Below are 21,176 nucleotides of genomic sequence, written 5' to 3'. Positions count from 1 at the left end.
GCTCCCGCCAAGCCGACGAGCCCACGCCGGCGTCGGTGTGGGCTCGCTGGACGAAGGATGAGCGATTCGGGGTCAGGCCACCGCGTCCGGTGATGTCACGATCTCCCGGAGGCCGCCGAACGTACGGACGTCGAGCAGCAGGCCGATCCCGACCTCGGTCCCGAACTCGGCCCTGAGGAGCCCCGCGAGTTCCACGGCGGACAGCGAGTTGCCGCCGGCGTCGAAGAAGTCGTCGTCGTCGCCCGACGGCGCGACGCCGATGGTGCGCTCCCACAGCTTCGCCAGTCGGTCACTCACCGTACCGCGTTCCCCGTTGGCCGCCGCGACGGGTGCCGGCGGCTGCGGGGCCGTCACCACTGCTCCGGCGGTCACCACTGCTCCGGCGGTCACCGCTGCCGCAGCGGTCACGCTTTCCGCCACCGTCACCGTTACCCTGGCGGGCTGCCGGACCTGGAGCGGGACCGGTTCGCCGTCCTCATGTGGACGGACCAGGAAGCTTCTGGGCCCGTGCGCCGACAGGAGCGACATGAGCAGGCGCATCCCCGTTTCGGGCTCGATACCGTGGCGCTGCTCCGCCGCCGGCGGACTCGCGGGGCGGTCATCGGTTCCGCCCTCGTCCTCGTCCTCGTCCTCGAACGTGGCCGGGCGCATGGAGAAGCCCTCGATGCGGACGAGGACCGAGCCGTCCGGCGCGATGAGGTCGATGTCCCCGGACGCGGTGCCCTCCGCCGACGACCGTCGCCGGACGTGGCTGTAGAACTCCGCGGGCAGGTCGGCGTGAATGACGAGGCGTTGGTAGAGGAACGGCAGGTAGGCGCCTTCGTCCGAGGCGCGCACCGCCGCGGTCGCGGTGTCGAGCAGAGCGGGGTGCAGGCGATGCTCGGACAGGTCGTGCAGGAAGCCGGGGAAGAGGGCGAGCCGCAGCAGCTTCTCCTGGCCCGACTGCCAGGACTCCGGAATGTTCCTCCAGCGGGGACCGATGGTGATGCTCGTGTTCGCGGGGGCCTTCTCGGCCGTCCGCGCGCCCCCGGTGGCGATCCGCTGCTGGAGTGCGCTCAGGTCCACCTGGGGCTGCGGCTCCGACGTCGATGCCGCGTGGCCGGTGGCGTGGTCCTTCCAGGGGGCCTCCGATTCGCCGGCAGGCCGGGAGGAGACGGCGAAGTCGTACCCGTCCCCGGCGGGGGTGAAGACGACCCGCAGGGTGCGTGGTGCCGCGTCGAGGAACGGAGAGCGGAAGACGACGTCCGACAGCTCTACCGCCTGGCCTGGTGCGGACAGCTTGTCCAGGAACAGCCCGGTCACGAGATCCACATATCCGGTTCCCGGCAACAGCGGGGTCCGGCCGAAGCGGTGCTCGTCCAGCAGCCAGGTGGAGGCCGCGCCGTACTCCGCCTCCCACTCCAATGCGGGGGCGTTGTCCTCAGCGAGGCCGGCCACCATGCGCGCGAGCCCCATGAGGTCGACGCCGTCGCGGTCGGCCATGCCCTCGCCCTGCCAGATCGGCCATCCGATGCTCAGCACGCGGCCCTCGGCCAGCGGCGACACCTCTGCGGCGGCATCGAGGAACCCGTTGGCGGCGGCATAGTCACCACTGCCGACCAGCCCGTCGGTGCCGGCCCGGCTGCCGAAGAACACCGCGAAGTCCAGCGGGGCCCGGCGCGCGAACGCCTCGGTCAGCAGCAGCGTGCCCGCGGTCTTCGGCGCGAGCACGGCGGCGACGTCGGCCGGATCCCGGAACGCGATCATCTTGTCCCCGGCGACGCCGGCGAGATGGAACAGGCCGTTGACCGGCCCGAACCGCTTCTCCGCCGCCTGGATGGCCTGCTCGGCGGCCCCTGGCTCCGCGACGTCGCAGGCGATGGTGAGGACCTCGGCGCCCAGCGCGATCAGCTCGGCCACGGCGGCCCTGCCGCGAGTCACGAAAGGATCGCCTTGGTCGGCGTCGGGGACGGTGGGATCGCGTCTGCCCAGCAGCACCAGGCGGGGCCGGATGCCCGTGCCGACGAGCTGGCGGGCCAGCGCGAGCCCGAGCCCACCGAACCCACCGGTGATCAGGTAGACACCGCGCTGCCGCGTCGGTTCCGGCCCCGGCTCCGGTAGAGGGAGCGGGACCTCGGCGGGTACCCACCGGCGGTGGCCTCGCAGCGCCACGAACTCGGCTGGGGACGGGGTCGCCAGCTCCGCCGCGATCTCGGCCGCGCCCACGCGCGCACCGATGTCGATGACGCCGCCCCGCATGCTCGGGGTCTCGGCGAGCACGGTGCGCACGAGGCTCGGCACGGCCGCGTTCGCTGGATCGATCGGATCGCCACCCGAAACGTTCGCCGCTCCGCGGGTGAGGACGGCCAGCCGAGGCAGGGGGCGCCCGGCGGGAAGGCGTAGCGCTGCGCGCATGAGCGCCATCAGACTGTGGACGCTCACGTCGAGTGCGTCGCCGAGCGCCGCGGCGGACAGCGCCGGCGCCGGGTCGACGCCGACCGCGTGCACGAGCAGGTCCGGGTGTACGCCGCGCTCGGCGAGGTCGCCGACGACGGCGAGCAGGTCGTCCGGTTCGCCCAGCCGGATCCGGAATTCGTGGTCGCGTTCACCGGGCGCGTCGCCGGGTCGTACGCGCACGGTCCGGTATCCGGCGCGTTCCACCGCCAGCACGACCGTCAGGGCGAGATCGGGATCGGCGGGCAGCACCACGAACGCGAGACCCTCACCGCGGGGCGGCCGTTCGGTCTGGTCGGCGGGGAGCCATTCGACGACGCTCAGCGGTGAGGTGACCGGGTCCGGTGTCTCTGCGGTCGGCATGGCCTCCTCGATGACGGGCGTGGCCGGCTCCGTGACGGGCTCGGCGGCCGCCGTGGACGCGACCGTTTCCGTGGGCGCGGGAGGCTCGGCGAGCTCGGCGGGCGCGATCGGGTCGACCCAGTGGCGCTCCCGCTCGTAGGGGTATCCGGGGACCGGCACCTTGCACAGCGGTGGCGGCTGCTGGGCAGCCTCCCAGTCGATGGCCGTCCCGCCGACCCAAAGCTCGGCAGCGGCCTTGAACGCGCCGGCCTCGTCGCCGTCGGCGTCACCGAACCCGGCGATCGCGACCGTCCGGCCGTCCGCCACCGAGGGGTGGCTGCGGGCGAGCGAGGTGAGCGTCGTGCCCGGCCCCACTTCGAGGAGAGTGTGGTCGCCGGTCTCGAGCAGTGCGCCGAGGGCGGGCCAGAAGAGCACTGGGGCCATGAGCTGACCGGTCCAGAACTCCGGATCGTTCACCTGCTCGTCGGTCACGGCGAGCCCGGTACGGCCGGAGTAGAGCGGGACCGCCGGAGGGCGAACGTTCACGGTCTCGAAGGCCCGCCCGAATCGCTCTGCCGCGTCCGCCCATCCGGGATGGTGGAAGGCGTGCGAGACGGAGAGCCGCCGCGTGGCCATGCCCGCGTCGCCGAGCGTGGCGATCAGCTCGTCGACCAGCTCGCCGGGGCCGCTGACGACGGTCTGTGCCGCCCCGTTGACCGCCGCCGTGGACAGCCCGTCGGGCAGCATGCCCGCGATCTCCTCCGGCGGCGCGGACACGGCCACCATGGCTCCATCCACCGGAGCCGCCGCCATGGCCTCGGCCCGGGCGGCCACGAGGTGCACCGCGTCGGACAGCTCGAACACGCCCGCGACGGTGGCGGCGGTGAGTTCCCCGAGGCTGTGGCCGAGGACGGCGTCCGGCTCGCCGGCCCAGGCGCGCCACATCGCGGCGAGCGCGTACTCCACCGAGAACAGCAGCGGCTGGACGAGCTCCGTGCGGTGGTCCGGCGTCTCGGCCGACCACGGCCCGCTGAGGCTGACGCCGAGGGCTTCGAAGAGTTCGAGACACTCGTCCATCGCCACGCTGAAGGGTCGCACCCGGCCGTAGAGTCCCATGGCCATTCGCGGCCGGTGCGCGCCCTGCCCGGGGAACAGGAACGTCCGCCGCACCGCGCCCCGGTCCCGCCCGGTGATCACGGCGGGGGTGCCGCGACTGATCGCCGCCGCGCCGTCGGCGGCCGACGAGGAGACGACCGCCGCCCGCTCGGGGTGGGCGGTACGGCCGTGCTGCAGCGTGGCGACCGCGTCGGTGAACACCGGCTCGCCGTGGGCCAGCAGGAAGTCCGCGATGTCGCGGCCGAGGCGGGCCACACCCGCCGGCGTCCTGGCGGACCAGGGGATGATTCTGGGTCGGCCGTCGCCCGGTGCCGGTTCGGCGACGGGCCCCTCGGTGAGCAGGACGTGCGCGTTGGTGCCGCCGATGCCCAGCGAGCTGACGGCCGCCACCCGGGGCCGGCCATCGTGGCGCGGCCATGCCTCCAGTTCGGTCGCCAGCCGGAACGGGGTCTTGTCCAGCGCCAGCTTGGGGTTGGGCTCGCTGACGTTGATGGTCGGTACCAGGTACTCCCGCTCCAGCATGAGGACGGTCTTGATGAGACCGGCCACGCCGGCGGAGACGTTCATGTGGCCGATGTTCGACTTGACCGAGCCGAGCGCGGTCGAGCCCGGGAGCAGCGCCTCATCGCCGAGCTCGGTGTAGGCCTCGGTGAGCGCGGCGACCTCGATCGGGTCGCCGAGGTCGGTGCCGGTGGCGTGCGCCTCGACGTAGTCGACCTCGCTCGGCCGTACGTTCGCGTTCCGCATGGCATCGGCGATCGCCGTCGCCTGCCCGGTGACACTGGGCGCGCTGAAGGAGACCTTCCCGGCGCCGTCGTTGTTGACGGCGCTGCCGAGGATCACCGCGGCGATGCGGTCGCCGTCGGTGATCGCGTCCTCGAGTCGCTTGAGCACGACGGCTCCCGCGCCACTGCCGAAGATGGTGCCGGACGCCGACGCGTCGAACGGCCTGCAGTGCCCGTCCCTGGTGAGCACGCTGCCCGGTGACCAGCGGTGCCCGTGCCCGAGGGGCAGTTCGATGGAGGCGCCGCCGGCGATCGCCACATCGCACTCGCCCGCGCGCAGGGCCTGCGCCGCGAGATGCACGGCGACCAGCGAGCTAGAGCAGGCCGTGAGCACGGTCATGCTGGGGCCGCTCAGGTTGAGTTTGTAGGAGGTGAGTGTCGCCAGGTAGTCGGCGTTGTTGAGGGTGTACAGCGAGATGCCGGGACTGTCCTGGAACAGGCCGGGCTGTGCTTCCGCCGCGCGCCGGAGGTAGTCGTTGACGCCCGTGGTGCCGAACACCCCGACCCTGCCGGCGACGTGGAACGCGTCGAATCCCGCGTTCTCCAGCGCCGAGTGGGAGATCTCGAGGAACGCCCGCAGCTGCGGGTCGCAGATCCGCGCCTCGGCGGCTGTCATCCCGAACAGGCCGGCGTCGAAGCGGTCGGCGTCGGGCATCTGCGGTGCGGCCGGCACGTAGTCGGGGTTCTCGCGATCGTCCTTGGGCACCCCCGCCGCCTCGAGCTCGGCGGCGTCGAAGAAGGTGATCGACTCCTCGCCGGCGACCAGGTTGCGCCAGAAGCTCTCCAGGTCGGGTGCACCGGGCAGCCGGCAGGCCAGTCCGATGATCGCCATCGCTGTGGCGGCCTCAGCCATCACCATGGTCCCTTCGTGATCGTTCCAGGTAGGCGGCGAGTTCCCGGCGGGTCGAATATTTGAAGAGGTCGGTGACGGGGAACTCGTGGCGGAGCTCCTGCTGGAGCCGTATGTAGACCGCGACCGCCAGCTCCGAGTTCATGCCCGCCTCGAAGAAGTTCGCCTCGGTCGGAATATCGAAGCCGACCGTTTCCCGGACGACGTCGGCGACGACGGCCTCGGTCGTCCTGGTGCGCGGATCCCGTTCCGGCGCGGGTATCACGACCTCGCCCGCTTCCTGACCGCCGTCCACGGGCTCAGCGGCGGGGGAGCCACCCCCGGCCTGCCGGCGCCAGATCGTCATGGCGGATTCGTCCGGTTCCGGGTCGGTCGGCTCGGGCCGCGGTTTCGGCTCACCGTGCTCGGCGATCTCCAGATACCCTTCGGCCAGCTCCGCCGCGAGCGCGCCGAGGCTCGCGACGCCGACGGCGGCGCGCGGCACGGCCAGGCAGATCACGCTCCGATCCGGAGCGAGCGTGAACAGGCCGATTCTGCAGAGCGGAGGCCGGTCGAGCCGGAACGGCGTCCGGGCGTACTCCCGCAGGTCGGCTTCGATGGCGACCGGGTCGCCAGCGAGGACGTCCAGTTCCAGATTCAGGCTGTCGGCGGGGCGCACCCTGCGTCGCACCGCCGTCCCGTCCAGACCGAGTTCCGAACGCAGGGCACGATGGCGGGCGACCAGCCAGTTCACCGCTTCCTGCAACGGCCACCAGCGGACCGGACCGATCAACTCGATCGCGATGGCGGCGTTCGACGCCCCGGTGTCGCGGATGGGTCGCTGAGAGGGCTGCGGAGCCGTCGCCTGGACCGGCTCGGGAGGCCGCGGCCCCTGCCTATCCATCGCCATGCTGCCGTACGGCCTCCGCAGTGATCTCCGCGAGTCGCTCGCCGGTGTCGGTCAGCAGCCAGTGACCGGCGTCCAGCCCGCGAAGGTCCACCGGACCGGTGGTGAGGCGACGCCAGCCGAGCAGCGCGCCGCGTGGCGTGCCGGTGTCCCGCTCGCCGTAGCAGACCGTCACGGGGATCGTCAGCGGGGGGCCGGGTTGGTGGTGGTAAGTGCCGAGCATCGCGTAGTCGGCGCGGATCGCGGGCTCGGCGACCCGCCGCAGCGCGGCATTCTGACCGTGGTCCTCTTGGACGGCCCCGCTGTCCAGCAGGTATGTCCACAGCACGTGCGAAGGCAGCCGGGAGACCCTGCGGGGACGCAGGCCGATGTCAGGCGCTTCGAACGACACGACGATCAGCCGAGTGGGCATCGGGACGGAACGGGCCTGGAGCCGGCGCGCCGTCTCGTAGGCGAGCAGGGCGCCGCCGCAGTATCCGAACAGGGCGTAGGGCCGGTCGCCGACCTCGGCGGCGAGCGCGTCCGCGAGCGTGTCGGCGAGGCCGGCGATATCGGTCGGGGGCGCTTCGGCGAGGCGGGCCTGCCGTCCGGGGAGGTTCGCCGCCATTACGGTCAGGCCGTGTCCGGCCACCTGCTTGGCGAAGTCGGCCAACTGGGCGCACCCCGCACCAGCGTGCGGGAAAGCGAACAGCGGCTGCCCGTCATCGGGTGTGAGCGGGACGAACCAGGCCGGGTCGTCGTTGGTCATGCCGTGTCTCCGCCCTCAGTCAGCAGCGCCGCGAGCTGTACCGGCGTCGGCGCGGTGAACACCGCGTCGAATTCGACGTCGACCCCGAGGTCCGCATGGATTCGCTCGGCGAGCCGTACGGCGTCGAGAGAGTGCCCGCCGTGGAGGAAGAAATGGGTGTCCGCGCCGACGCGGTGGTCGCCGAGAACCTCGCGCCACGCCTCCACGAGCGTCCGCAGGATCGCGTCGTCGGGCAACTCGGGCAGCTCGGGCGGCTGCCCGGGGTCGGCGTCCGCGGCCCGGGCGACGGCGGAATAGTCGATCTTGCCGTTGCCGGTGAGCGGAAGCCGGTCGAAGGTGAGGAACCGTGACGGTACGGCGGCGGCCCCGAGGAACCGGCTCGCGTGCTCGCGTAGCCGGTCCGCCAGGTCGGCGGCCTGCCCGTTGAGGTCGGTGGCGGGGCGGCAGGCCACCAGCAGCCGCAGCTCGCCAGTGGCGTCGGCCTGGGTGAAGGCCGCCGCCTCTGCCACGTCCGGGTGCCGTTCCAGCACGGCCTCGACCTCGCCCAGCTCGATCCTGCTGCCGCGGATCTTGACCTGGCGGTCGTTCCGGCCGAGGAACTCCAGCGTCCCGTCGATCCGCATCGTCGCGAGGTCGCCGGTGCGGTAGTAGCGGCCTTGGACGGCGTCCACCCGGAATCGGTCGGCGGTGCGGTCGGGGTCTCCGCGGTATCCCGCCGCGACGCCGGTGCCACCGATGCACAGCTCGCCGGGTGTGCCGAGAGGGGCGGGCCGCCCGGCCTCGTCGCGAACGATCAGCGAGGTGTTGGCGATGGGGCCGCCGAGCGGGACGCGCGCGGGCACCGGACGCGACAGCTCCACCGCAGTGGACCAGATCGTCGTCTCTGTCGGTCCGTAGGCGTTGAAGAGCCGGCAGCCGTACGACAGCAGCGTCTCGGCGAGCGCGGGGGTGAGCGGCTCGCCCCCGCACACCACCCGCATGCCGTGCAGCCGTTCGCCGAGCGCAGGGCCGAGGTGCCGCCACATCGTCGGTGTCGCCTGCGCGACGGTGACGTCCTCCGCCTCGATGAGGGTGGCCAGTTCGCCGCTCGCCAGCCGGGCGTGGTCGGACACGGGAACGATCCGGGCGCCAGTGATCAACGGGATGAGCAGCTCGAGCGCCGAGATGTCGAACGAGAACGTGGTCATCCACAGGACGCGGTCGCCGGGCGTCACCTTCAACACCTCGGCGAAGTGCCGGACGACGTTGGCGAGGCCGTCGTGCGTGACCTCCACGGCCTTGGGACGGCCCGTCGAACCGGAGGTGTGGATGACGTAGGCGAGCGGGCCTGAAGGCACCGGTGGGATCGGGTCGCCGGCGCGGACGTCGTCCACGAGGAGCACGGTGCGGTCCGCGGCGTAGCGGTCGGGCCGGTCGGCATCGGCCATCAGCACCCCGACGCCGGCGTTGTCGAGTTCGTACGCGCCGCGCTCGATGGGAAGCGCCGGGTCGAGCGGAAGGTAGGCGGCGCCCACCGTCCACACCGCCAGGACCGATGCCGCGAGGGCGGGGCCGCGGGGCAGGCAGAGGCCGACGACATCACCGGCGCCCGTTCCGCACCGTCGCAGATCCGACGCCAGACCCCACACGGTCGCGAGCAGCCTGCGATAGCTCCAGTCGCCGACCGCGAGCGCCTCCGGATCGCGGTCGGCCTGGGCGAGGATCTCTCCGAGGAGCCCGTCCCCATGCTCGGCGGACCACCGGCGGCCGGTCGCGTTCACCGTCGCGAGGACGTCGCGGTCTGCCTCGCTCGCCGGATCGATGTCGCCCACGGGGACGGCTCCCGCGGCGTCGACGGCCACGAGCAGGCTCTCGTAGCGGGCCAGGAACGCCGCGATCTCCTCCTCGGTGTGGGCCTCGGTGCTGTAGACGGCGGCCAGCTGGAGCGAGTCGCCGTCGGCGAAGACGACCAGCTCCAGATCGAGCCGGCTCAGGCCGTGATCGACCTCCAGCTGTCGGACGGGCAGGCCGGCCATCGTCATCTCGTCCGCGGCCGACACCGGCCGGTAGTTGAAGGAGTGCCGGAACAGCGGTGTGCGCCAGTCCGGCGACCGCGCGGGCAGCAGGTGCTGGATCTGCTCGAAGGAGGCTCTGCCGTGGTCGAGTCCTTCGAGGAACGACCAACGGGTCGCGGTGACGAGAGCTGCGAAGTCGGCGTCCAGGTCGACCGGCAGCCTGATCGGCAGCGTGCTGACGTGATAGCCGAGGGCCTGCGCCGCGTCGGCCCTCCGGGCGTCCACCGGGACGCCCACCACCAGGTCGGGGCCCGCTCCGTGCCGGGCGAGGAGCAGGTAGAAGGCGGCGAGCATGACGATGTTGTGGGTCGACCGGGTCCGGGCGCGCAGCCGGGAGACGGCCGCGACCGCCTCGGGCCCGAGCTTCCGGTCGACCCTGCCACCCGCGAAGGTCGGCCGGCTCGGAACCTGCCGCGCGCAGCCCAGCACCTGCCGGGACGCGTCAACGCCGGTGAGGTGGCCGACCCAGTAGTCCAGATCCGCCTGGGTGGGCTCGGGACGGTGCCGTTGGAGAACGGGTTCTGCGAGATCCGGCGGGATCGGCTCGTCCATGGCGAACGCGTCGTACAGCCGGGCCGTCTCGCCGATGACGGCCAGGACCGTGGTCCAGTCCGCGATGAGGTGGTGCAGGACGAAGCAGACCACGGCCCCCTCGGGCAGCATGATCATGTACGCCCGGGCCAGCGGCCCGTCGTCGAGATCGAGGGGCTCGCCGGTCAGCAGCCGGATCTTCTCGGCGAGTTCCTCCTCGGTGCACGCCAGAGTCTCCAGCGGGATGGCCGCCTCGTCCGGCGAGAGCGACCGCCGGTACAACTGCGAGCCGTCGCCACGGATCACCGTGCGGAGCGCGGGATGCCGGCGAACCAGGTGGTTGAGCGCCTCACGCAGCGGCCACCAGCGCAGGCGGGCGTCCACCCGCAGCGCGAATCCGACGTTGCAGATGCCTCGCCCGTCGGCCAGCCGGTGCAGCGTCCACAGTGCCCGTTCCTGGGTGGAGACCGTCGGATCGGCCACGTCAGCGTTCCGGGCGGGGACGGGTCATCGTGACGAACCGGCCGAGGCGCGGCCGTCCGGCGGCATATTCAGGAGTCGACAAATCGGTTCCCCACTCCAGAAACTTGTGACGACGAACCATGGCATTCATATGGGGGGAATTGCGGCGTAAAGGCCAGGATCGCACTGTAGGGGTCCGCCGCTCCGGATGCCTGTCGCGATTTCTGGGGACAGGTGCCAGGCCTGCACGGATTTCCGGCCGAGTCGCGTGAACCGGGGACTCGTGCCGACCCGCGACGCTCAAATACATTCCCGGGGCGAAACGTGGCGGCGGATGCACCTCAGGAATGCTTGCCGGGATTGGCGGCCGATGAACAATGAAATTGCGGCGAGTGGTGAACCGGGCCGCCGGCCGTCGGTGAGCCCGCTCCCCATGGACGGGCCGGCCGTGTCCGTCGACGCGCCCAGCGGGCTGCCCGGCCTGATCCGTTCGCGTTACGCGGAGACCAGGGACCGTGTGGTCTGCGCTGACGGTGAGCTCTCCTTCACGGGACGTGAACTCGAACTGGCGAGTGACGCCATCGCCGCGGCTCTCCGCGAAGTGATCCGCGAGCCGGGGCCGGTGCTGGTGCCGTCGCGGCGGAGTGTGTGGGCCGCGGCCGTTCTGCTGGGCATACTCAAGGCCGGGTGCGCCTACGTGCCCGTCGATCCCGATGAGCCGGCCGCTCGGATCGCCGCCATGGTACGGCGGGTCGCCCCGGTGGCCACCGTCGCCGACGAGGTCGGCCGGCTCCCCGGTGACCATGAACTCCCCACCGTGGAGATTCCACTGGCCTTCGACCGGGACGCCGACCCGGCGTCCCTGGCTCCCGTGCCTCCCGGCCGGCCGGTCTACGTGATCTTCACGTCCGGGTCGACCGGTGAGCCCAAGGGGGTCGTGCTCGGCAGCGAGGCCCTGTGCAGCCGGCTGCGCTGGATGCAGGGGCGCTATCCGCTGGACGCCCGGGACCGGGTGCTGCAGAAGACTCCCTTCACCTTCGACCCGTCGGGGTGGGAGGTGTTCTGGCCGCTGATCGCCGGTGCGCGCTGCGAGTTCGCGCCGCCCGGGGCGCACCGCGACCCGGAACGGCTGGCCGCGATCATGGCGGAACGCGAGATCACCGTCTGCCACTTCGTCCCGTCCATGCTGGCGGAAATGCTGAACGGGACCGCCTGCGGCGGCGTACGGACGCTGCGGCATATCTTCTGCAGCGGCGAGGCGCTCACCGCGCCCGTGGCCCGCCGGGCCCTCGACCGCTGGCCCGGGGCGGCGCTGCACAACCTCTACGGGCCGACCGAAGCGGCCATCGACGTCACGTACTGGGACGTTCCCGCCGACCTGACGGCTTCCGATCCCGTGCCCATCGGCTTCCCGGTCGACAACACCCGCCTCGGCGTGATGGACCGGGACGGGCGGCCGGTCGCGGCCGGGGAGCCGGGCGAGCTGTGGATCGCGGGCGTCCAATTGGCCCTGGGCTATGCCGGCCGGCCGGAACTCACCGCCGCCGCGTTCCCGACGGTGGCGGGAGAGCGCTGGTACCGCACCGGCGACAGGGTCCGCCGAACCGAGGACGGGCTTCTCTACCTGGGCCGGCTGGACGAGCAGGTCAAGATCGGCGGGGTCCGGGTCGAGCCGCTGGAGACCGAGAGGGTCCTCGGGGAGCTGACGGGCGGGGCCGCCGTCGTCGCCGTCCCCGGCAGCGCCGGACCGGTGTTGGTGGCCGCGCTGTCGGCGGAGGCCACAGTCTCCGACGACCGCGTGCGAGGGCATCTGACCGAGCGCCTGCCCGCCGCGTTCCGCCCGTCCGCGGTGTACCGGCTCGACCGTTTCCCGGTCACCAGCAGCGGCAAGCTTGATCGGCGCCGCCTCGTAGAACAGGCGCACCGGTGGTGGTCCGGCCGGGCGGCGTGCGCGGCCACCGGGGACGCCGTCGGCAGGGCCTGGGCCGAGGCCCTCGATCTGACCGGGCCGGTGGACGAGACGACCGGTTTTCTCAGCGCGGGCGGCACCTCGCTGCGGGCGATCCGGCTGCTGGCCGCCATCCGAGCCGAGTTCGGCGTGGAGATCCCCCTGTCCCGGCTGCTGGACCGCAACATCTCGCTGGCCGGGCTGCGGGAATCATGTCCCCCCGGCCGACCGACCCCGACCGACCAACCGACCCCGACCGACCTCCCGGCCGCCGACGCGGAGCCGACCCCGGCCCGCCCACCGGCGGCTCCTGCCGGATCGCCGCGGCGGTCGCCGCTCGCGCCCGAGCAGCGCCGGCTGTGGCTGCTCGGGCAGGTGCACGATGATCCGGCGGCCTACAACGTGGTCGCGGCCCTGCGACTCACCGGCGAGGTCGACATCGAGGCGCTCGGTTGTGCCGTGCGCGCGATGGCCGACCGGCACGACGTGCTCCGCGCGCGGATCACCGAGGACGCCACGCTGGTCTACGACGCGGCCGCACCGATCGAGGTGGCGGTCGCCGAGACGGCCGGGATCCTGTCGGACGAGGCCGTGGACGGGTTCGTCCGGGAGGCCGGGAGCACCGTGATCGACGACGGGCGGGCCCCGATGGCCAGGGTCAGTCTGCTGCGCTCAACCGCCGAGCCCCGGTCGTGTCTTGTGCTGGTCCTCAATCACCTCATCGCCGACCAGCGCACGGTGGACATCCTCCTGGAACGGCTGGGAGCCGACTACTCGCAGGCCGTATCCGGCGCCCATCCCGAGTTGCGACCCGCTGACCGTTACGCGGACTACGCCCGCAGTGCGGCTCGTCAGGTCGGGAATTCCCGATGGACCGCTGACCTGGATCATTGGCGGCGGAGGCTGACCGGCGCGCCGCCCGAACTGGCTCTGCCCTTCCGCCGCCCGTCGGCCGTACGCTCCGGCACGGCCGGTGCGCCGGTCACCGAGCGGCTCGGAGCGGCGTTCACCGACCGCCTCACCGACTACCTGCGGGGCCGGGCGGCCACGCCCGCGACGTTCTTCCTCGCGGTGCTCGGCCATATCCTGTCGGCCTGGACCGCACAGCGCACCGTCCTCGTCGGCGTGCCGAGTTCACGCCGTCGCACCGAGGCCGAATTCAACACCGCCGGGTTCTTCGTGGAGAGCCTGCCCATCCGCCTCGACCTGGACGGCCTGCGCACCTTCGGCGATCTGCTGGCGCACTCCCGGTCGCGCTTCACCGAGGCGATGGACCATTCGGCCGTCACCTTCGACACCATCGTCGACGCGGTCCGCCCGCCTCGTGTCCTCGGACGGAACCCGATCTTCCAGGTCTGGCTGAACGACCTGACCGACGCTGCGCCGCCCCCGCATCTGGCCGGCCTCGTCACCGAAGACGTCACCGGGCCGCCACGCTCGGCGCTGTTCGACCTCAACCTCTACCTGAGCCGTGGTGCGAACGGCCTGAGCCTGCACTTGATCGGCGCGGCGGACCGGTGCCCGGACGAGGTCACGGCCGAGATCCTCGCCCAGTGCACGTCCGTGGCCCGCCAGATCCTCGCCGCACCGGACATCGACCTGGCCGCCATCGACCTGGTGACCGATCGGGCCGCCGCCCGCCTTCCCCGCCCGGACGAGACCGTGCCCGAGGCGGGAGAGCGCCGCGCCGTCACGGCCGACGTGGCCGCCGTCGCCGCCGCGGCGCCCGATGCCGTCGCGGTCGTCGGCCCGGCCGAAGGGGAGACGCTGAGCTACGGCGATCTGTGGCGGCGCGCCCGGGAGGTCGCCGGCGGCCTGCGCCGGGCCGGCGTCGGCAGCGGGGACACCGTGGTGGTGCGGGCCGTCCGCAGCCCCGGCCTGCCGATCGCGCTGCTCGCCGGCTGGCTGGCCGGCGCCCGGGTCGCGTTGGTGGACGACGCTCTCCCCGCCGTGCGGAAGGCCGCGAGCGAACGGTCACTGGCACCACGGCTGACGGTGTCGCTCACCGGTCCGGCCGGTCCGGGCACGGTGTCGCTCGCCGACCTGCAGGGTCCCGGCGCGCCGGCGGCGGACGAGGCAGCCGCGGGCGGGCCGAGTCACGTCCTGTTCACCTCGGGCAGCACGGGCGATCCCGTACCCGTGGCCGTAGGGCATGGGCCGCTGCGGGATTTCCTGCGCTGGTATCGGGCGAGCTTCGGCATCGAGACCACCGACCGATTCGCCCTCGTCGCCGGGCCCGCGCACGATCCGATTCTGCGGGACATGTTCGCCCCACTCATCGCCGGAGCCCGCCTGTACGTGCCGCCGCGCGAGATCACGGCCGATCCCGGGCTCCTGGCCGAGTGGCTGGCCGGTTCCGGGATCACGGTCCTGCACGCCACCCCGGCCCTGATGGAACTGCTCCTGAGCGGCGCGCGGTCCGGCCTCCGGCTGGACGCGCTGCGCCTCCTGGTCCTCGGCGGTGCTCCGCTGGACGGACGGCTGGTGCGGCGGCTGCGGGCGGTGACCGACGCCGAGATCGTCAACGCCTACGGCACGACCGAGACCCCGCAGCTCGTGTCGTGCCACCGACTGCCGTCCGATGCGCCGGTCACCGGGGACGGACAGGTGCCCGTCGGCGCCGGCTGCGCGGGCGGCCGTCTGCTCGTCATGACCGAGACCGGCCGGCCCGCCGGAATCGGCCAGCGCGGGGAGGTGGTGGTGCGGAGCCGGAACCTTGCGGAGGGCCTTCTCGTCGCCGACGCCCGTCCCGATGGGTTCCAGGCCGATCCGCAGCCGGGTGTGCGGAAGTTCCGTACGGGTGATCTGGGCCGGTACGACCCGTCCGGGCTCGTCGTCCTGGACGGAAGGAAGGACCGGCAGGTCTCGATCGGCGGTCATCGCCTCGATCTGGGAGAGGTCGAGGCGATGACCAGGCGCCATCCTGCCGTCCGCGACGCCATCGCGGTCCTCGAAGATCGGCAGGGCATCGAAGTCCTCACGCTTCAGGCGACGGCCGGCTCGCCGATCGGTGAGGACGAACTGCGCACGTTCCTGATCGGCCGGCTGCCCGCGCACGCGGTGCCGGTCTCGATCTCCGTGGTAGGGAACTTCATTCTCGGAGTCACCCACAAGGCCCGGCCGCGGGCCGTTATCCAAGGACAGCGGGTACCTGGCGTGCGGACCGGAACGTCGCATCCGGCGGTGCCGCGGATGGCGGAGGCCGCGGCCGCCGTCATCGGCCGGCCCCTGGGCCCCGGGGAGAACTTCTTCGAGGCGGGCCTGAACTCGATGACGCTGCTGGAGCTGTACCGCAGGAGCACCGCCGGGCTGGCCTGGTCGTTCCCGGTGACGGCGCTGTTCGCCTACCCCAATCTCGACGCCCTCGCCCGGCACCTCGCCGGCGACGCGGACACCGGCTCCGCGGTCCCGCCCGATGCCGTCCGTGCCGGCGCCAACAGGCGGCCATCGCGCGGCGCCGCCTGCGCAGGTCGGTCAGGGAAGCGGGGGAGAGCGAGTGAACACGGGGGTGCCCGCGTCCACCCCAGCCGCCGGGAGGGGCGCACCAGCACGGCCGTCCGTTTCGTTTACAGAGAGTGAGGCGTTCAGGTGAGCGATTTCGTGGAGCCCATAGCGATCGTCGGCCTTGCCGGGCGGTTCCCTGGGGCGCGGAACGTCGAGGAGTTCTGGGACAACCTCCACGATGGCCGGGAAGGGCTGCGGACGATGTCCGACGAGGAGCTCCTTGCCGCCGGGGTCTCTCCCGAGTCGGTGCGCGACTCCCGCTACGTCAAGGTCAACGGCGACGCGCCAGACATGGACATGTTCGACGCCGAGTTCTTCGGTATGACGCCGCGTGAGGCGCTGCTGTGCGACCCGCAGCTGCGAATGTTCCTGGAGTGCGCCCACTCCGCACTGGAGAACGCCGGGCACGACCCGACGGCGGTCCGCGATGTAGGGGTCTTCGCGGCGACCGGTCACAGCCAGTACCTGTCACACAACCTGGGGAAGAACGAGTCCGTCTCGGCCGGCAGCAGGGACCTGCAGGCCGGCGTGTTCAACTACCCCGACTACGTGTCCACGCTCGTCTCGTACAAGCTGGACCTGACCGGGCCGAGCATGACCGTTCTCACGGCCTGCTCCAGTTCGCTGCTGACCGTCCATCTGGCGGTCCAGGCCCTGCAGAACGGCGAGTGCGACATGGCGCTCGCGGGCGGCACGGAGGTGGAGACCAAGGACCAGGGCTACCTGTGGTCGTCCGGCGGGCCGCTGAGCCGGGACGGGCACTGCCGTTCCTTCGACAGCGAGGCCACCGGAACGGTCTTCTCCACCGGAGCGGGAGCCGTGGTGCTGCGGCGGCTGTCGGACGCCCTGGAGGACGGCGACCACATCCGCGCGGTCATCCGCGGCACGGCGGTCACCAACGACGGGGCGGACAAGGTGGGCTTCTCGGCCCCCAGCGTGTCAGGCCAGATGGCGGCGGTCGTCGAGGCGCTGGGCATCGCCCGGGTCGAGCCGGAGTCGATCGACTACGTCGAGGCGCACGGAACGGCCACCCCGCTGGGCGACCCGATCGAGTTCATGGCGCTCCGGGAGGCCTTCCGCCGGTCGGCCGCCGGCCGCGACCTGCCGATCGGCTACTGCGGGGTCGGGTCGGTCAAGAGCAGCGTCGGCCACCTCGGCCATGCCGCCGGAGTGGCCTCGCTCATCAAGGTCGCGATGTCGCTGGAGCAGGAGCTCCTTCCCTCGACCCTGCACGTCCGGGAGCCGAACCCCAAGCTGGAACTGGACGGCTCGCCCTTCTATCTGGTGACCGAGCCCCGGCCGTGGCCGCGTGACGAGGGCAGGCCACGCCGGGCCTGCATCAACTCGCTGGGCTTCGGTGGCACCAACGTCCACGCCGTCCTGGAGGAGGCGCCGCCGCGTACGGTCCTCGACCGTCGGCCACGGCCCCGGTTGCTGGTGTGGTCGGCGCGCACCGAAGACGCCGCGCGCGCCTACCAGGCCAAGCTCGCCGGCCATCTCGCCGGCGCCGACCAGGAGTCGTTCGCCGATACCGTCGCCACCCTCCAGTCAGGCCGGACCGCTTTCCCCGTCCGCGCCGCGACGGTCTGCGACTCGGCGGACGCCGCGGTCGCCGCGCTGAACGGCGGGGCCGGTGACGTCCAGTACAACGTCGCCGGAGCACCGCGTCCGCTGGCCTTCGTGTTTCCGGGGCAGGGCGCCCAGCATGCCCGGATGGCCGCCGGTCTCTACCGGACCGACCCGGCCTTCACCGAAGCCTTCGACCGCTGCATGGACCTGCTGGACGCCGGGGGCACCCTCCGCGCTGCCTGGCTGGATGGAGACGACGGCACCCTCCAGGACACCGGTGTCGCGCAGCCCCTGCTCTTCGCGGTGGAGTACGCGCTCGCGCAGATGTGGTCGTCGTGGGGCGTCCGGCCGGCCGCAGTGGTCGGGCACAGCGTCGGGGAGATCGTCGCCGCCACGGTGGCCGGCGTGTTCACCCTTCCCGACGCCGCCCGGCTGGTGGCGGCCCGGGCCGCGGCCATGAGCACGATGCCCGGCGGGGCGATGCTGGCCGTCCGTGCCTCGGCGGAACAGCTCACCGGGATCCTCCCGGACGGAGTCAGCGTGGCGGTGGTCAACAGCCCGGAGCAGACGGTCCTGGGCGGCACCGTCGAGGCGATCGACGTGGCGGCGCAGATGCTGGCCGGGCGGGGCCTCAGCGCGCGGCGGGTGGCGACCGCGCACGCCTTCCACACCCCGATGATGGGGCCGGCCGCGGCCGAGTTCGCCGAATCCTTCGACGGCATCACCACCAGCCCGGCGACGGTGCCGCTGTACTCGGCCGCCACCGGGGCCCTGCTCACCGAGGAGGAGGCGGCCCGCCCGTCCTTCTGGACGGACCAGCTCACCGCGCCGGTGGTCTTCGACCAGGCCCTGGACACCTTGCTGCGGGACCAGGACTGGACCCTTCTCGAGGTCGGGCCGGAGCGGACGCTCGGCGCGGCCATGCGCGGTCGTTCCGACGTGTCGGACGGCCGGCACACGGTCTTCGCCACGCTGCCGAGGCGCGGCGCGGAACCCGAAGCGGATATGCGAGAGGCGCTGACCACCGCCGGGTCGCTGTGGATCCGGGGGCATGACCTGGAATGGCCCGCGCTCCGGCAGGGCGAGCCGCACCAGCGGGTTCCCGTGCCCGGATACCAGTACCAGCGCAGCCGCTACTGGGCGGTTCCCACGCAGCCGGAGACGACCACCCCGCAACCGCAGAAGGCTCCGGTGATGGACCAGGCCGAGCCGGTGTCGCCGCTGTCGACGCTGCAGTGGACCGAGCGCCTTCCGGAAAAGGTCGGGCCCTACCAGGACACGACCGCGGTGGCGCTGCTCCCCGCTCGGCAGGAGGACGCGCTGCCGTTGCTGCTCGCACTCCAGCAGGCGGGCCTGCACGTGATCCCGGTACGGCCCGGCAAGACGTTCGAGCACCTGGGCGTGGAGTTCAGGGTGCGGCAGGGTGAGAGCGAGGATCTGGCCCGCGTCCTGCGGACCGTGGCCGGCAACGGCCGTCCGGTGGACCTGCTCGTCCACGCCTGGGCCGTCGGCGGGTGGGCGCCACCCACGGCCGAGTCGGCGCCGGAGCAGCTCGACCTGACCGTGCTCAGCCTGTTCGATCTCGTGCAGCAGGGCCATCGGGCCGCGGGGAGCGGTCCCGCCCCGGATCTCCTGGTGCTCACGGACCGGTCCGTCGACGTCTCGGGCGGCGAGCTCCTGGACCCCGTCAAGGCGTGCCTGCACGGGGCGGTCCGCACCCTGGCCCAGGAGATGCCGCGTCAGTCCTGCCGCCTGATCGATCTCGCGTCCGGTGTGAGCGAGGACGAGCTGGTGCGCGAACTCCGCGTCCGGGACACCGGCGTGGTCGCGCTCCGCCGGGACCGCCGCTGGGTCAGGACCGAGCGTCCCTATACCCCGTCGGCTCCGGAACGCCCCTCACCGTTCCCTCCCGGCGGGGTCTATCTGATCACCGGTGGGCTGGGCGGTCTCGGGCTCGCCCTGGCCAAGGGGCTGGCCCGCACCGGCCGGGGCCCGCGGCTGATTCTGGTGGGCAGGTCCGGCGAGGCCCGCGAGGCCGATCTGGCCGAGCTCAGGTCCGTCGGCGCCGAGGTGCGCACCTTCGCCGCGGACGTGGCCGACCCACGGGCGATGCGGCGGGTCCTGGATACGGCCACCGCGCACTTCGGCCCGGTCACCGGAGTGTTCCACCTGGCCGGCGTCGCGGGCGACGGGATGATGCTGTTCCGGGAGCCCGCCGCGGTGCGCGAGGTGCTGCGGCCCAAGGTCATGGGTACGGTCGTGCTGACCGACCTTTTCGCCGACCGTCCGCCACTGGACTTCTTCGTGGCGTTCGCCAGCCGCGCCGGGGTCGACGGGCTGGTCGGCAGCGGCGACTACGCCGCCGCGAACGCCTTCCTGGACGCCTACGCGCAGACCGCGGGCATCGGCCGGACCAAGGTGCTCAGCATCGCCTGGCCCGCGTGGGCCGAGGTCGGAATGGCCGCGGCATCGCCCGCCGGGCGAGGAGATCTCGGAGAGTCGTCCCAGGACTGGGAGACCACGCTGAGCGCCGCGGACAACCCGTTCCTCGACGAGCACCGGGTGAACGGCGTGCCGGTGATGCCCGGCACAGGCCTGCTGGAGCTGGCGCTGACGGCGTTCCTCGACCGCTTCCCGCAGGCCGAGACGGGTGCGGTACGGATGCGCGAGGTGACCATCGCCAGTCCGCTCACGGTGAGCGCGCCCCGCCGGGTGCGGGTCACGCTGATACCGAAGGGCGACGGCTGGAGGTTCGAACTGCGGTCCGCGCCGGTGGCCGGTGGCGCGGAGGTCCTGCACGTCATCGGTGAGATCGGAGCGGATGACCGGCCCGCCCCGACGACCGACCTCGACGCGCTGCGCACGCGGATGGCCGAACGATGCCCGCCGGTGCCGCTGAGCGGCCGGATCTTCAGCTTCGGCCCTCGCTGGGACCACGCCACGGGCCTGGCCTACCCGTCGGGCGACGACCGGATGGAGAAGCTCGTCTCGCTGTCGCTGTCCGAGGCGTTTCTCTCCGATCTGACCGAACACCGGCTGCATCCCGCGCTGCTCGACACGGCCCTGTCGTCCGCTCGTGACCCCGAGCGCGACGAGGCCGCCCTGCCCTTCATGTATCGCTCGGCCGTGCTGTACGGCCCGCTGCCGGCGACCTTCGACAGCCACATCACGCGCAGGCCCGCCGCCGAAGGCCTGATCCTCGCGGACATCCGGCTCATCGCCCCGGACGGCCGGGTGGTGGCCGAGTTCGAGGGCTTCACGATGCGGCGCATCGACCGCGACCGCTTGATGAACATCGAGGACTCCGCGGCCGGCCAGGCGGACGATTCCACGGCGAGCCCGGCGCGCGGGCCCGCCGCCGGCGCGGGCATCGAGCCGCAAGCCGGACTGCGGATCCTCTTCGACCTGCTCGGCACACCCGTGCCACGGCAGGTAGTCGTCCGCCCCTTCCGCGAGGGCGCCCCGGTCGCGCTCGCCGTCGTCCCGGCGTCCGTCACCCGGCCCGAACCGAGCGCGGTACCGGACCCGGTTCCGTCGGCGCCGGTTCTCAGCCCGGTGCCGTCGCCCGGGCCGCGTCCGGTGGCCGACCGTGTCGCCGGACCAGGGGATGCCGTCCAGGACCGGCTTCGCGAGGTGTGGGCCGCCGTGCTGGGACGGCAGGACATCGCGGCCGACGACGACTTCTTCGAGGTCGGCGGCAACTCGCTCAGCGCGATCGACCTCACGGACCGAATCCGTTCCGAGTTCGGGCGGGAACTGAGCGTCGCCGTCCTGTTCGACAACCCGACCTTCGGGGAACTCGCCGCGGTGCTCCAGGAGGAGACGTCCTGATCGGAGTGCACCCGTCCGGCGGCCGTGTTCGGCCGAGGCCGCCGGACAGGGAGGCCCACGGGCCTGCGTGATGGCGACCGCCATCCGCCACGTCACAAAGGACGGGCAGGGTGGGGT

At 72.6% G+C, this 21,176-nt stretch carries 6 protein-coding genes; 2 read left to right on the top strand and 4 right to left on the bottom strand.

Features of this window, described 5'->3' with window-relative positions:
- Nucleotides 1-72: 72 nt before the first annotated feature.
- The 4 genes from ACYVF7_RS55830 to ACYVF7_RS55815 are packed head-to-tail and all read right to left on the bottom strand — an operon-like array spanning nt 73 to nt 10,228.
- Nucleotides 73-5,529: an SDR family NAD(P)-dependent oxidoreductase gene (locus ACYVF7_RS55830; protein ID WP_460356211.1), complete on the bottom strand. Its 5,457-nt coding sequence runs from the start codon at nt 5,527-5,529 to the stop codon at nt 73-75.
- Nucleotides 5,522-6,409, bottom strand: a complete 888-nt coding sequence (locus ACYVF7_RS55825; RefSeq protein WP_460356208.1) for a condensation domain-containing protein — start codon at nt 6,407-6,409, stop codon at nt 5,522-5,524. The genes ACYVF7_RS55830 and ACYVF7_RS55825 overlap by 8 nt, the downstream gene beginning before the upstream one ends.
- A complete protein-coding gene (locus tag ACYVF7_RS55820; RefSeq protein ID WP_460356205.1) occupies nt 6,402-7,160 on the bottom strand; it encodes a thioesterase II family protein in 759 nt (252 codons plus the stop codon). Before ACYVF7_RS55820 ends, ACYVF7_RS55825 begins: the two co-directional genes overlap by 8 nt.
- Nucleotides 7,157-10,228 (bottom strand): non-ribosomal peptide synthetase, encoded by a 3,072-nt coding sequence (locus ACYVF7_RS55815; RefSeq protein ID WP_460356203.1) that lies wholly within the window; start codon nt 10,226-10,228, stop codon nt 7,157-7,159. Before ACYVF7_RS55815 ends, ACYVF7_RS55820 begins: the two co-directional genes overlap by 4 nt.
- 349 nt (nt 10,229-10,577) lie before the next feature.
- Between ACYVF7_RS55815 and ACYVF7_RS55810 the strand changes: the two genes are divergently transcribed.
- Nucleotides 10,578-15,734 (top strand): amino acid adenylation domain-containing protein, encoded by a 5,157-nt coding sequence (locus ACYVF7_RS55810; RefSeq protein WP_460356201.1) that lies wholly within the window; start codon nt 10,578-10,580, stop codon nt 15,732-15,734.
- Between the two features lie 9 nt (nt 15,735-15,743).
- On the top strand, nt 15,744-21,059 hold the full coding sequence (locus ACYVF7_RS55805) for an SDR family NAD(P)-dependent oxidoreductase (RefSeq protein ID WP_460356198.1): 5,316 nt from the start codon (nt 15,744-15,746) through the stop codon (nt 21,057-21,059).
- The last annotated feature ends 117 nt before the right edge of the window (nt 21,060-21,176 follow it).

The organism is Actinoallomurus acanthiterrae (assembly GCF_054775715.1).
Note: the sequence above shows the minus strand (reverse complement) of the source record. Positions and strands in the feature narration are given on the sequence as shown.

What these genes read in the sequence shown, in the direction of transcription:
- ACYVF7_RS55810 (WP_460356201.1), top strand. Translation starts at nt 10,578, where the DNA reads ATGAACAATGAAATTGCGGCGAGTGGTGAACCGGGCCGCCGGCCGTCG.
- ACYVF7_RS55825 (WP_460356208.1), bottom strand. Translation starts at nt 6,409, where the DNA reads ATGGATAGGCAGGGGCCGCGGCCTCCCGAGCCGGTCCAGGCGACGGCT.
- ACYVF7_RS55830 (WP_460356211.1), bottom strand. Translation starts at nt 5,529, where the DNA reads ATGGCTGAGGCCGCCACAGCGATGGCGATCATCGGACTGGCCTGCCGG.
- ACYVF7_RS55820 (WP_460356205.1), bottom strand. Translation starts at nt 7,160, where the DNA reads ATGACCAACGACGACCCGGCCTGGTTCGTCCCGCTCACACCCGATGAC.